The following is a 13,803-nucleotide window of genomic DNA, read 5'->3' on the forward strand; positions in this document are numbered from 1 at the left end:
CGCGACCGCCGCGATCAGAATTTGAAGTCGGGGATGTCGTGCACGCCAGCGTCCTCGACCAGCCGCGCCGCCAACTCGTCGTCGGAGATGGTGCCGGCCACCCCCGCCAGGATGTTGGAACCCGTCTCCAGCAACAACTCGGCGAGCCGGTCGGCGGCGTTCAGCGCGGTCTTCACGGCGTCATGGGCCTCGTCGAACCGTTGGCCCTCCTCGCCGGTGCCGGCGGGCTTCGCGTCGAGGATGCCGCGAATCCTCTCGATCGCGGCGGGTGCCTGCTCGAGTGCTCTGGTCGCCGCGTCGTGAATCGCGCGGCCACCGGTCTCGGCCGGATCGGAGTCGAGGTCCGTACCCTTCACTGCGACTCCTCCCGGTTCAGTACGTCGAACTCCTCGTCGAGCTTGCGGAAGATCCCCTCGATGTCGAAGCCGAGCGTGGCCCGTACGTCGTTGGCCGAGAAGTACGCCGATGCCGCCTCCTCGACCTGCTGGTCCGCCTGCTGCGCCGCCCGGCGGATCGTGTCGGTGATCGTCTCGGCGAGCCGCTTCGAGTCGGGGCGTCGGTAGATCCGGGGGTCGATGTCCAGCCGCTCCAGATGCCCACGGTTGCCCACCACGGCGGTGACGTACCCGTCGTCGGACCGGGCCTCGCCACGAACCTCGATGATGCGCCGGCGCAGATCACCCACGCCGGCCCGGAGCCGCTCGGCCTCGGCCATCAGCTCCTCGGCCCGGCCCCGCAACGCGGCATCCTCCATGGTGGCTCCCCCGAACGGCCGCGTCCCCGACCAGCCCTGGGACCTGCGGTGATTCGTGATCCATCCGGGCCAGCAGGTCCCGGGTGGCGTAGGTTTTCCAAGATTAGTTCGGCCGTCGAATATGTACAATCGCTCGACCTGCCGAACCTCCTGATGCAACCGCGGAAGGATCCGCGATGACCCGTGCTCGACGGCTCCTCATCGGCCCGCTGGTCGCCTGGGCGGTGGCCGGGGCCGTCGCGTTGCCCGCGCCGGTGGTGGCCGGGGCCGTCGCGTTGCCCGCGCCGGTGGTGGCCGGGGCCGTCGCGTTGCCCGCGCCGGTGGTGGCCGGGGCCGTCGCGTTGCCCGCGCCGGCGATGGCCGCGCCGCAGTGCGCCAGACGGGTCGAGCCCGGGCAGACGGTCGCGCAGACCCCGGTCGAGCAGCTCATCCTCGCCCCCGGACGGGTCTGGCCGACCACCACCGGCCAGGGCGTCAGGGTCGCGGTCGTGGACACCGGTGTGCACGGTGGTCACCCGCAGCTGCGGGGGGCGGTCACCCAGGGCTGGGATGTCGAACTCGACGAGCCGGGCGGCGCGGTGGACTGCGCCGGACAGGGAACGGCGGTGGCCAGCCTCATCGGCGCACGGCCGGCCGAGGGGATCGGATTCGTCGGCATCGCGCCGGGTGTGACGATCCTGCCGGTACGGGTCGCCGAGCGGGCCAACGGGGGCGTGGTCGAGCCCGGGCCGCTGTCGGCGGCCATCCGGCTCGCGGCCGACGGCGGCGCCCAGATCATCAACGTCTCCCTGGTCGCTACCCGGCACACGGCCGGACTGCGGGCGGCGGTGGCGTACGCGCAGAGCCGGGACGCGCTGGTGGTGGCGGCGACCGGGACCCGCGCCCAGCACGCCTCGGACACCGTCACGGCCGATCCGCCCAGCTATCCGGCGGCCTATCCCGGGGTGCTCGGGGTGGGCGCGGTCGACGCGGCCGGCGTGCGGCTGTCCGACTCGCCGATCGGGTCACACGTGGACCTCGTGGCACCGGGCGCCGAGGTACTCGCCGCGACCCCGGTACGCGGCCACGCGGTGCGGTCCGGCACCGGCATCGCGACGGCGGCGGTCAGTGCCACCGCCGCCCTGGTCCGCGCCGCCTTTCCCGCCCTGACCGCGGTGGAGGTCGCGCGCCGGCTGCGTGCCACGGCCAACCCGGTGGCGGGAGGCTCGGGCAGTGTCGCCTACGGACACGGAATGGTCGACCCGTACCGGGCGGTCACCGAGGTGCTCTCCGGTGGCGAAGGTACCGGCCAGACCGGGTTGCCGGCGCGGGACGTCGATGTCGAGGCGGCACGCCGTGCCGCGCGATGGCGTTCGCTCACCGCCACGGCGGTCGCGATCGCCACGGCGGTCGGTACCGCACTGGCCGGGTGTGCCGCCGTGGTCGTCGTCCGCCGGCAGTTCCGCCGACGGTCACCCGCCACCTCCGGCGCCGTCGAGGTCGAGCTCGGCGACGAGGACCTCGCCGAGCGGTACTTCAGCGTGCCGGAGCCGCCGCGGCCGAGGTAGACCACGGCAACCCGCAATGCTGCTCCCACGGGAACGATGCTGCTCCGCGGGAAGAGGTCGCTCCTACGGGAACAGGGCGCGGTTGGCCGCCTCCCGCTGCTGCGAGAGCTCGTTGGCCTGGACGACGCCGTCCTTCACCGCCTGCACGAGGATGCCGAGGTCGTCGGCGGCCGACCGCCACATCTCCTGGCAGCTGCTGTACGCCGCCTGCGTGTCGCCCTTCCACTCCGTGGCCAGCGGCCGCACGGCCGCCTCAAGCTGACCGATCAGCTCCTGGAGCTGTCCGTACGTCGCTTCCAGGGTCTGCGCGCCACCGTCGAGGGCGGCGAACTGCACGTTGATCCTTGGCATCGTTGGCCCCTCTTCCGATCCGTTACCAGGTCAGCGCGGAGCCGGTGGTGCCGGCCGTGGCGCCGGCCCGGGTCACCACGCCCTCGCCCTCGTCGTCGGTCGTCCGGTATCCGCGGGCGGACTCGCCGACCAGTCCGGCCAGGCGGTCCAACGCCTGGTCGATCCGGTCCATGTCCAGCCGCATCCGCTCGTGCACGCCGGTGAACGCGTTGCTGGCGGCACCCACCCAGGTGGCCTGGTTGAGCTCGGCCTCCAGCTGACCGCTCATCCGCGCGGCCGCGCCGCGCAGCTGGCCGGCGATATCCATCGCCCTGATGGTCGCGAGCAGCATCACATCATCGTCGGCATCGTAACCTGGACCCGGCATGGTGATTCTCACCTCCGTGTGGGTAGGCGCCCAAAGTGGACGATCATACTGGCCCCATCCTGCTGGAAGGATAGCGAGCGGTACCCTGCCACGGAAGGCACCAACATCAAATTGCCGGCGGCACGCGCCGGCACGGGTCGGCGTGCCGAGGAGTCAGCCGACCACCGGCCGACGGGCGGCTACCGGATCGAGCGGCGGTCCCACCGGCACCCGGGCGACCAGCGCGGCCGGCAACGCCACCGGCTCGACCGCACCGTACCCGAGGTAGCCCTGCACCCGGGGGTCGGACAAGGCGTGCCGCACGCCCAGGTCGGTGACGAGATAGCGGGTGCCGCTCGGCGCCTCGGCCGACGGCATCGCCGCCACGACGGCTGCCCAGCCCGGCGCCACCTCGACCCGGTCGGCCAACGGCACGCCGCCGGCCGAACCCCGCGGCGCCGAGCCGACCGGACCCACCTGGTCGGCCGGTACGTCGACCACGATCCGGGGTGGATTCACCGCGTCGCGGAACTCCGCGCAGGTCGCCGAGACGACGGCGTCCGCCGACGACGGCGCGACGATCCGAGGTGGCGTGGCCGGCGGGGCATCCGCCCCGAGGGCCGTCGCCGGCCGCTTCTCCGCCGCGGCGGCGTCTGCCGGGCTGAGCGGCCGGGCCCGCGGCGTCCCACCCGGGTACGCCGCCCGGGTGGCCGGGTCCGCCAGCAGCAGGTTCGCCTCGACCTCGGTCACCACCGCGAACCGCCGCCCGTCGGCCACCAGAAGGTACTGTCGCTGCGCACCGGCGCTCTCCACGACGTACACCTGGCCGATCCGGGCACCGGCGACCACGGTGGACGGGCTGCCCCGGCGCTCGACCCGGCGTGGAGCCAGTCTCGGCCCGGAGGGCAGCGTGTCGAGCAGGGCCGCGCTCACCGTCGTCCGCGGCTGCTGGTCCAGGCCGAGCGCGGTGAACACCACCGGTGGGTCGGCTATCTCGTACCGCCTCTGGTGCCAGATGAGGAAGAACCGGCCGGTCGCGACCTCCTCGGCGAGCAGTGCGTCGTCGCCCAGCTCCCGCCCGGCCGCCGCGCCCCGCCCCACCTTCAGCGTGGTCACCGCCGCCGGCCGGCCGCGGTCGTCCCGGGCGGGCTGCACGCAGACCGTCCACGGCGTGCCGAGCAACCGGTCCTTCGGCGGCACCGCGTCGGGCGCGCCCACGATGCCGAGCGCCGGACCCCGGGGCACGCCCAGCATGGACCGCCCGGCCACCCGGACCGTCCGCGCCTCGCTCTCCAGTGCGAGCACCGCCGAGGCGAAGTTGGCCATCGGGTAGAGCACACCGTCCCGGAAGACGAACCGGGTGCCGGTCTCCCGCTCCACGATGATGGCGTTGCCGTCCCGCCAGTTCGTGTTCCCGCCCGGCCGGAGCAGGGCGTAGACGCCGACCGCGGCCAGCCCGAGGACGGCCACCATCACCCCGGCCAGCCCGGCGCCGAGCAGCCGACGCCCGGCCGGCTGCACCGGATCGGTGTCCTGGTGGGCGAAGGCCGACACGACCCGCTGCATCATGAACTGGTACGACTGCAACTGGTCGCGTCGCGTCTGCACGGCGGTCAGCCTGCCACGCCGCGCATCGCCGAGTACAGGCCGAGGACACCGCAGGCCACCGGCACCACCGAGAGCACCAGGACGACCTCCAGCACCTCACCGACCCGGGCCAGGTAGACCGACGGCCGCCGGGTGCGGTACCGCACCCCCAGGGTGAGTGCCGCCACGGCGGTACCGGCCAGCACGGGTACCGCCCACAGCGGATCGCCGGCCAGCGACCCGGTGTGCCCGACGGCCAGCGCCGCCAGCCCGGTCAGCCCGGTCAGCAGCAACGGCAACCGGTGCCGCAGCGTGGGAAAGAGCCGGGCCCGCATCAGGTACGCGACGCTCACCACACCGACCAGGATCGGCGCGGCGGTGCCGCCCGCCCGGCCGAGTACGACCAGGCCGGTCGCGGCGACCGTGGCGACCCCGACCAGCAGCCCGGTCAACACCAGGTCCGCCCGGGCGACGGCGGCGAAGGTGGCGCTGGCCGGCGGCGTGGGCTCGTCCCGGACCAGGTCCGCCGCGGAACGCGGCAGCGCCGGCAGCGGCAGCCGGCCCAGCCGGGCGGCCAGCACCGGGCAGGCCGGCAGGAGCACCAGCAGCACGGCCTCCACCGCGGCGGCGGCGCGTACGCCGTCCAGCGGGCCGAGCGCGGCGGCGGCCGCAGCCCCGCCCGCCGTCGCGGCCACCGCCGCCGCCGCGAACAGCCAGCGCTGCGCGGTCGCCGCGAGCAGGCCCGCCACCGCCGCGACCAGCAGCAGCACGCAGCCGGTCAGCAGATGCGGGGCGCCGAGCCCGGTGAGCGGCTCGGCACCGCCCAGTAGCAACAGGCCACCGACGAACGCGGGCGGCAGGCCGAAGGCGCAGAGCGCGAAGCCGGCCCTGGCATCGCCGGCAACGCGGGTCAGCAACGCACCGGCCGCCAGACAGAGCGCGGCGAGGCCGAAGCAGATCCAGGCCGGCATCGTCCACTTCGGACCCGCTGCCATGCAGACGGCGAGCGCGGTGCCGAGCAGCAGCCCGGCGGCGGCGACCCCCACCCAGCGGCTGATCCGGCCGTCCCACAGCACGCCGCCCTGCCGGGCGCCGGCCGCGATGGCCTCCACCACGTCGTCGTACTCCGGCTCCGGCCAATCGGTGTGCGCCGCCACGAGGTGCAACAGCTCGCCGTCGCGTACGCCCTGCGCGACCGCGCTGCGGCCCACGTCCAGCAGCGTGCCGTCGGTCCGGCGCAGCACCCAGCCGCCCCGCTCACCGGCGGAGTCGACGACCTCCTCCCCGGCGTGCGACAGCAGCGCCGGCAGCAGCGCGGCCAGCACCAGGTGCTCCGGGAGCGCGAGGTCGAGCCGGCGCCGGGGCGCCACGACCACGACCCGGGTCAGCCCGACGTCCGTGTCCACAGCCATCACGCACCACCTTCCGCGCCGCCAGGCGTCTGTCTATCATGTGCCGCAACCGTCGGGCTGTTACTGGGGGCGCGGACTTTGAGCACCACGACCCATCGCCGGCCGCCCCGTTCGCCCGCGCCGGAGTACCCGGCCGGTGAGGTTCTGCTGGAGTCACCGCCGGAGATCGTCCCACCCGGCGGCAGACGCTGGGCGCAGATGATGATGATGCTGCCGATGCTGGCCGGGTCGGTGGCGATGGCGCTGATGTTCGCGGGAAACAGCCGCAGCTCGCTGGCGTACGTCACGGGTGGCCTGTTCGGCGTCTCCGCGCTCGGCATGATCCTCGCCTCGATCAGCATGTCGGGCGGCGGCTCGAACCGGCTGGAAATGCTCACCGCCCGCCGGGAGTACATGCGCCACCTCGCCCAACGGCGCCGTACCGTACGCCGGACCATCGTGCGGCAGCGGGCCGCACAGGTGCACCAGCACCCGCCCCCGGACGGCCTGTGGTCGGTCGCGGCCAGCCCACGGCTCTGGGAACGTCGGCCCGGCGATCCCGACTTCGCCACCGCCCGGATCGGGCTCGGACCGGCCGAGCTGGCCACCCCGCTGATCCCGCCGGAAACCCGGCCGATCGAGGATCTGGATCCGATGTGCGCGGTGGGGCTACGCAGGTTCCTGCTCACCTACGCGGTCGTCCGGGACCTGCCGGTGGTGATGGCGCTGGACGGCTTCGCCCGGGTCCACCTGCGCGGCGACGCCGAGCGCGGGCGGTCCCTGGCCCGGACCCTGGTGGCGCAGGCGGTGACCTTCCACGCACCGGAGGACCTGCGGGTGGCCTTCTGCGTCGCGGACGCGCGGCGGGGGCACTGGGAGTGGGTGAAGTGGCTGCCGCACGCGCTGCACCCGCGCCGTACCGACGCGCTCGGCGCGATGCGCCTGGTGTCCGCGACGGTCACCGGCCTGGAGGCGCTGCTCGACGACGTACTGGCCGGCCGGACCCGGTTCACCGAGCGGGCGCCCGGCACCCCGGGACCGGTCCCGCACCTGCTGGTGGTGGTCGACGGCGGCACGGTCTCCGGCTCCGACCACCTGCTGGTCGAGGAGGGGCTGGCCGGGGTCACGATGCTGCTGCTCGACACGGCCCCGCCGCGCAAGCTCGACCGGCACACCCTGGTCCTCGACGTGGACCCGGCCGGTGCGCTGACCACCACGACCTACGAGGGGAGCGCCGAGGCGGGGCGGGCCGACGCGCTGCGCCCGGACGTCGCCGAGGCGCTGGCCCGGCAACTGTCGCCGGTCCGGCTGCGCAGCACCGGGCGCGGAGCCCGGCGGATCTCCGCCGACCTGGGCCTGGCCGACCTGCTCGACCTCGGCGACCCGTACGGCTACGACCCGGCCCGGTCCTGGGTGGTTCGGCCCAACCGTGACCGGCTGCGGGTGCCGATCGGGGTCAGCCCGGACGGTACCCCGGTGGAGCTGGATCTCAAGGAGTCGGCGCAGGACGGCATGGGCCCGCACGGCCTGCTCATCGGCGCGACCGGCTCCGGCAAGTCCGAGCTGCTCCGGACCCTGGTGCTGGCGCTGGCGGCGACGCACGACCCGGAGCTGCTCAACTTCGTACTCGTCGACTTCAAGGGCGGTGCGACCTTCACCAGGCTTGAGGCGCTGCCGCACACCAGCGCGGTCATCACCAACCTGGTCGACGAGCTGCCGCTGGTGGACCGGATGACCGAGGCGCTCAACGGCGAGCTGCTGCGCCGCCAGGAGCTGCTGCGCAGTGCCGGCAACTTCACCTCGCAGCGGGACTACGAGCGGGCCCGGGCCACCGGTGCGGCCCTGGCCCCGCTGCCCAGCCTGCTGATCGTCTGTGACGAGTTCTCCGAGCTGCTCTCCGCGAAGCCCGACTTCGTCGACGTGTTCGTCCAGATCGGTCGGTTGGGTCGTTCGCTCGGCGTGCACCTGCTGCTCGCCTCGCAGCGGCTGGAGGAGGGGCGGCTGCGCGGGCTGGACACCCACCTGTCGTACCGGATCGGGCTGCGGACGTTCTCCGCCGCCGAGAGCCGGATCGTGCTCGGCGACGCGGCCGCGTACGAGCTGCCCCGCTCCCCCGGTCACGGCTACCTCCGGTTCGCCACCGAGCCGCTGCGCCGGTTCCGGGCCGCGTACGTCTCCGGGGTGCACCGGCGTACCACCGGCGCCGCCGTCAAGGCGGTCGGCGCGGACCAGGTGCTCGTCTACACCACCCAGTACGTCGCCCCGGCCGCGACCCCGGCGACGCCGCAGTCGCCGGCCGAGGACGACGCCCGGGGCGAGAGCCTGCTGGACATCCTCGTCGAGCGGATGCGCGGCCGGGGCGTACCCGCGCACCAGGTGTGGCTGCCGCCGCTGAAGGATCCGTCCACGCTGGACACGCTGCTCCCGTCGCTGCGGATCGACCCCGAGCGCGGGCTGACCGTCGGTGACCCACGGCTGCACGGCGGACTGCGGGCGCTGGCCGGCGTCGTCGACCGGCCGTTGCAGCAGCGCCGCGACCCGCTGTGGCTGGACCTCTCCGGCGGGGTGGGGCACCTGCTCGTGGTCGGTGCGCCGCAGAGCGGGAAGAGCACGCTGCTGCGCACCCTGCTGACCAGCATGGCCCTCGGCAACACCCCGCGCGAGGCGCAGTTCTACGCCCTCGACTTCGGTGGCGGCGGGCTGCTCGGGCTGCGCGACCTGCCGCACGTCGGCGGCGTGGCGACCCGGCTGGACGGCGGCGAGGTGCGTCGTACCGTCGCCGAGGTCGGTCAACTGCTGGCCGAACGCGAGCGGGTCTTCGCCGAGCACCGGGTCGACTCGATGGCGACGTACCGGCGGATGCGGGCCGAGGGCCGGATCAACGACGACTTCGGCGACGTGTTCCTGGTCATCGACGGCTGGGGAACGGTGCGGGCCGACTTCGAGGACCTGGAGAGCGCGGTGGTCACCATCGGCAACCGCGGCCTGTCGTACGGCATCCACCTGATCGCGGCGGCGACCCGGTGGATGGACGTGCGCCCCACCGTCCGGGACGTCTTCGGCACCCGGCTCGAACTGCGGCTCGGCGAGCCCGGCGACTCGATGCTGGACCGGCGTACCGCGATGAACGTGCCGGAGAAGATGCCCGGCCGGGGGATCACCGCGGAGAAGATGCACTTCCTGGCCACTCTGCCCCGGGTCGACGGCCGGGGTGACCCGGAGACCACGAGCGACGGCATGGCGGCGCTGGTCCGCCAGGTGAGCGAGGCCTGGCCTGGCCCGCCCGCCCCCCGGGTGCGGCTGCTCCCCACCCTGCTGCCGGTCGCCGAGCTGCCCGAGCCGGCGGACGTGCCCGGCCTGCCGATCGGCATCGCCGAGACCGATCTGCGCCCGGTGACGGTGGACTTCGCCGCGTACCCGCACTTCCTCGCGTACGGCGAGTCCGGGTCGGGCAAGACCGGGTTCCTCCGGCTGCTGGCCCAGTCCATCGTGGCGCGCTATCCGATCGACCGGGCCCGGGTGGTCATCGTCGACTACCGGCGCGCGCTGCTCGGCGCGATCGGCGGGCGGCACCTGATCGGGTACGCCACCTCGGCCGAGCTGGCCCGCCGGATGATCGACGAGGTCGTGGACGTACTGCGGGAGCGGATTCCCGGCCCCGACGTGACCCCCGAGCAGCTTCGCGGCCAGGGCTGGTGGCAGGGCCCACACCTCTACATCCTGGTCGACGACTACGACCTGGTCGCGGCGAGCCCGCAGAACAACCCGCTCACCCCGCTGATGGACTTCCTCGGTCAGGCCAGCGACGTCGGTCTGCACCTGGTGCTCGCCCGGCGCACCGGCGGCGCGGCCCGGACCTCGTTCGAGCCGGTCATGCTGCGGGTGCGGGAACTCGGCTCGCCCGGGATCATCCTCTCCGGCGACCGGGAGGAGGGGCCGCTGCTGGGCAAGGTACGCCCGTCGGCGCAGCCGCCCGGACGCGGCTGGCTGGTGGACCGGCAGCATGGCAGCCGCCTGGTCCAGCTCGCCTGGGCGGCACCGTCACATGCCGTCGACCCGTAGCCCTCTGTCGGCTGCCCGAGGTAGCACGTAAGATCATCCTGCCTGACGGTGCAACCCGGACACCCCGCCAGAGTGAGCACGGTCCGATGCGGACGATGTGGAGTCCCCAATGGCTGTTGACGAAGGCTTCGACGTCGAGACCGACGACCTGGAAACCTTCCAGAAAAAGGTCCAGCGGGCGAGCGACGACTTCCGCGACGCCGGCTTCGTCTCGCTCGCCGCGTTGCAGCAGTTCTCCAGCGCGGCCGGGCTGGCCCAGGCCGGGCTGCCCACCCTGACCGATTTCTGGCGGCGGCACGGGGAGGGCCTGGCCGAGGCCACGGCCCGGCTCCAGGAGACGGCGCTCGGCGTTGCCGCGCTCGCCCAGGGCGCGCAGATGATCTCGACCAGCTACCAGAGCGGCGACGGGCTGGGCGCCAACGCGCTCAACAAGATCGACTCGAAGGTCGTCGACCTGCTCTTCGCCGAGCCGAAGAAGGACGAGACCGGCGTGGCCCAGGGCGGGAAGGGTGCGAACCAGCCGCTCGTCGACGACCTGACCAGGGACATCGAGGAGCAGCTCGCGAAGGGTGACGCGGCCAACCAGGCCGGGGTCGACCGGCTGAACAGCGGAGGGTACTGGGTCGACTCGTACACCGGCGCCACCGTCGTCGAGGTGCCGGGGCGGGACGGCGGACCGTCGCAGACGTACGTCTCGCCGCACGAGAACGAGCTCGGGCCGGACCTGCCCGGGATCGACAAGTACGACGAGTCGACCCGGCACGACTCCGCGCGCGAGATGAGGCTTCCGACGGTCTCCTGACCTGCCCGCGCCGTTCCGCGCCACCGCACCGACCAGACACGGAGGCCATCGATGCCGGAGGGAATGGATCCCGACGTCGCCGGTGCCAGCATCGAGATGCTGTACGCCGTCTCCAAGGTGCTCAACGACGAAGCGGTGCTGGAGATGGCGCACATGTGGCGGGTGCTGGGCGACCAGTTCCTGGACGCGGGGCAGCGGCTCTCCGAGCAGAAGAGCAGCCTGACGAAGACCTGGACGGGCGGCGCGGCGGAGACCTTCGCGAAGCACTCCGCGGTCTCCTCACTGTCCATGTACGAGGCGGCGAACCACGCGCACCTGATCGCCGGCGACATCCAGTTGCTCGGCGGCATGATCGGCGATGCGCAGCGCCGGATGCAGCAGCTCTGGACCGAGTACCAGGCGCGGATCGCCGAGATCAACGCCGAGGCGGCGGAGAAGGCCGCCAAGGAGAAGGAGTTCCAGAAGAGCCTGGCGGGCAAGCTCGAACTGCCGGGTTCGAAGCAGGTCGGCGACGCGATCATCGGCCTCTTCACCAACCGGAAGAGCCCGGCGGAGAAGCTGGCCGAGGCGATGGAGGAGTACAGCCGCCGCGCCCGGGAGATCATGAACCCGATGGTGTCGACGGCCGGCACGACCAAGGTGCCGCCGTTGCCGGAGTTCGCCGGCCCGAAGAACGTCCCCAACCTGGCGGCGGTGCCGTTCTTCGCCCCGGCGCCCCCGCCGGGTGCGGTGCCGCCGCCCGGCGCCACCGCACCGCCCCGGCCCGGGGTTCCCCCGCCACCGGGCACCGTGCCGGCCCCGCCGGGAGCCGGGTCACCGCCACCCGGGGCGGTACCGCCACCGGGCGCCGCCCCGCCCCCACCCAGAGCAGTTCCCGCTCCGCCCGGCGCCGTACCGCCACCGGGCACCGCTCCTGCTCCGCCACGGACCGTACCGCCGCCGGCCGGGCGACCGGCGCCGCCCGGCGCCGTTACCCCGCCGCCCGCGGCGGTGCCGCCACCGCGTGCCGGCGCGGTACCGCCGGTTCCCGGCACACCCCCGCCGGGAACCGCGGCGACCCGGGTGCCCGGCATGACCGTGCCGAGGGTGCCCGGTACGCCGGCTCCCCCGCCAGGTCCGGGACTTCCCGCCCCACCCGGTGTCATCCGGCCCGGTGCCGGCGTGCCGCCGCTCACCGGCACCTCCGTACCACCCGGGGCTGGCCCGGCAGTGCCCCGGCCCCCGACGGCGCCCCCGCCGGTGCTCGGCCGCCCCGGCGTACCGGCCGTGCCCACGCCACCGGGTGCCCGGCCGGGTACGCCACCGGTGTTGGGCCGGCCCGGCGTCCCGGCACCCGGGTTGTTTCCGCCGCAGGCCGGCGCCCGCCCGCCGGTCAGCCCCGGCCTCGGTGGGGCCCGCCCCGGCCTGACACCACCGGCACCGGGCGGCCCTCTCGGGCGGCCGGGTCCGGCCGACGGCCGTCCCGGCGCCGCACGCCCCGGACTGGCACGCCCCGGCGCCACCCCGGCCGGCGCGGTCCCACCCGGCGCGGCGCCACCACTTGGCCCCGGGCAGCGGCGGGCGGATCGCCCCGGCGGCCAACCACGGCCCGCCGTCCTTTCAGAGGAGCTGGGCACCACCAACACCCGGCCGGGCAGACCGAACCTCGCGGGCGCCCGAGCCTCGGCCGGTGGAGCGCTGCCACCGGCCGGTGGCACCCCGCCGGTCCTCGGCCGCCGCGACCAGATCCCCACCCGCGGCGCGCCCCAGCGGGTCATCGGTGGCATCCGGCGCCTGGTCCACGACGGACCGTGGAACATCGCCCGGCTCACCCGGGTCGACCTCACCGGCCAGGCCCGGCCGGCCGCACCCGGCGCACCGCCGCCGGCCCTGGCCGGCACCCGGGGCCCGGCACCGCGACCGGCCGGTCACGGGCCCGCCCGGAACGGCCAGGCCGGAGCGGCACAGCCGCGAGCCGAGACGCCGCCCTCCACCCCGGGTGCCGAACTCGCCCCCGAAGACGGGCTGTGGGAGACCCCGCCGGCCCCGACCGGAATGGTCGACGCCGCTCCCGCCGACCGCCCGGTACGGGTGGCCGGACCGGCGATCGCCGGAGTGGGCGCGGACCCGTCCCGATGACCGACACCCGACACGACGACGGGCCGCGTAGCGAGGCGGTGCCGCCCCGCCGGCCCGTCGCCTGGCAGGCGAGAGGCACCGCCCGGGTCCTGACGGAGCGGGAGCTCTCCGCGATGGTGCGGCAGGGTGAGCGCTCGCCACGGGTGGTGGCGTTCGTCGCCGGCAAGGGCGGCGTCGGCACCACCTGCACCGCCGCCGGCACCGCGCTGACCCTCGGCACCCTGCTGCCGGCCGAGGTGGCGCTCGCCGACACCCGCAACGGCACGCCGTCGCTGGCCCGGCGGCTCGGCGGGCCGATCGCACCGGATGCGGCCAGCTATGCCGCCGGGGCGGTCGAGCCGGCCACCGTGGCGAGCGTCGCGGTCGTCGACGGGGCCCCGTGGGACACCCCGCTCGGCCGGCCCACCCTGGCCAGGCTCGTCACCGACCTGCGCCTCGACTTCACGTACACGATCCTCGACGTCGGGGTCGACGGCGGCGACATCGGGCACGGCGCGCTGGCCCGCGCCGATCGCGCCGTGGTCGTGACGACGACCGCGGCGGACGCGGTGGCGGCGGCGGAGAGCACCCTGGACCGGCTGCACAAGATCGACCAGAAGCTCGCCGAGTCGGTCGTGGTCGCGGTCACCGGCGTGGGCCGGCTCGGCCGGCGGGACCGGCTCGGCCGGTGGCGACCGAACGAACGTGTCGTCCGGGTGCCCTGGGACGACGCCATGGCCGAGGGTGCCGCCGTCGACATCGACCGGCTCCGCCGCCCGACCCGGGCGGCGTTCCTGGAACTCGCCGCATGCCTGGCCGAGGAGGTGTGACCGGTTGCCGACCACCTCGCCGCACCCTCCCGCCGA

At 74.6% G+C, this 13,803-nt stretch carries 11 protein-coding genes; 5 read left to right on the plus strand and 6 right to left on the minus strand.

All coding sequences use genetic code 11. The features are described 5' to 3' along the window. Nucleotides 1-14: 14 nt before the first annotated feature. Together EV371_RS23875 and EV371_RS23880 are read right to left on the minus strand one after the other, a co-directional pair. A complete protein-coding gene (locus EV371_RS23875; protein ID WP_130464028.1) occupies nucleotides 15-356 on the minus strand; it encodes a hypothetical protein in 342 nt (113 codons plus the stop codon). After that, nucleotides 353-754 carry a YbaB/EbfC family nucleoid-associated protein gene (locus tag EV371_RS23880; RefSeq protein ID WP_130464029.1) on the minus strand — a complete coding sequence of 134 codons (402 nt, stop codon included), beginning with the start codon at nucleotides 752-754 and terminating at the stop codon, nucleotides 353-355. The genes EV371_RS23875 and EV371_RS23880 overlap by 4 nt, the downstream gene beginning before the upstream one ends. Nucleotides 755-930: 176 nt before the next feature. Here EV371_RS23880 and EV371_RS23885 point away from each other — a divergent pair, with 176 nt between their 5' ends. Beyond that, the gene (locus EV371_RS23885) at nucleotides 931-2,301 is read left to right on the plus strand and encodes a S8 family serine peptidase (RefSeq protein ID WP_130464030.1); all 1,371 of its coding nucleotides are present in this window, start codon (nucleotides 931-933) and stop codon (nucleotides 2,299-2,301) included. Nucleotides 2,302-2,364: 63 nt separating this feature from the next. On the opposite strand, the gene EV371_RS23890 is transcribed toward EV371_RS23885, so the two are convergent. The 4 genes from EV371_RS23890 to eccD form a co-directional block, all read right to left on the minus strand. After that, entirely contained in the window at nucleotides 2,365-2,652 is a 288-nt protein-coding gene (locus EV371_RS23890) for a WXG100 family type VII secretion target (protein WP_130464031.1), read from the minus strand. A 22-nt stretch (nucleotides 2,653-2,674) separates the two neighbouring features. Continuing rightward, entirely contained in the window at nucleotides 2,675-2,983 is a 309-nt protein-coding gene (locus tag EV371_RS23895; RefSeq protein WP_165436823.1) for a WXG100 family type VII secretion target, read from the minus strand. Between the two features lie 189 nt (nucleotides 2,984-3,172). Further along, nucleotides 3,173-4,606 (minus strand): type VII secretion protein EccB, encoded by a 1,434-nt coding sequence (eccB, locus tag EV371_RS23900; protein ID WP_130464033.1) that lies wholly within the window; start codon nucleotides 4,604-4,606, stop codon nucleotides 3,173-3,175. 5 nt (nucleotides 4,607-4,611) lie between these two features. After that, complete coding sequence (gene eccD / locus EV371_RS23905) at nucleotides 4,612-5,997, minus strand: type VII secretion integral membrane protein EccD (RefSeq protein ID WP_130464034.1); 1,386 nt, start codon at nucleotides 5,995-5,997, stop codon at nucleotides 4,612-4,614. 78 nt (nucleotides 5,998-6,075) lie between these two features. Between eccD and eccCa the strand changes: the two genes are divergently transcribed. The 4 genes from eccCa (at nucleotide 6,076) to EV371_RS23925 (ending at nucleotide 13,767) form a co-directional block, all read left to right on the plus strand. After that, the gene (eccCa, locus tag EV371_RS23910) at nucleotides 6,076-10,038 is read left to right on the plus strand and encodes a type VII secretion protein EccCa (RefSeq protein WP_130464035.1); all 3,963 of its coding nucleotides are present in this window, start codon (nucleotides 6,076-6,078) and stop codon (nucleotides 10,036-10,038) included. A gap of 109 nt (nucleotides 10,039-10,147) precedes the next feature. Beyond that, nucleotides 10,148-10,840, plus strand: a complete 693-nt coding sequence (locus EV371_RS23915) for a hypothetical protein (RefSeq protein WP_130464036.1) — start codon at nucleotides 10,148-10,150, stop codon at nucleotides 10,838-10,840. A 51-nt stretch (nucleotides 10,841-10,891) separates the two neighbouring features. After that, complete coding sequence (locus EV371_RS23920) at nucleotides 10,892-12,958, plus strand: hypothetical protein (protein WP_130464037.1); 2,067 nt, start codon at nucleotides 10,892-10,894, stop codon at nucleotides 12,956-12,958. Beyond that, nucleotides 12,955-13,767, plus strand: coding sequence for a hypothetical protein (locus tag EV371_RS23925; RefSeq protein WP_130464038.1), 813 nt, complete (start codon nucleotides 12,955-12,957; stop codon nucleotides 13,765-13,767). Before EV371_RS23920 ends, EV371_RS23925 begins: the two co-directional genes overlap by 4 nt. The last annotated feature ends 36 nt before the right edge of the window (nucleotides 13,768-13,803 follow it).

This window comes from Plantactinospora sp. CNZ321 (genome assembly GCF_004217235.1).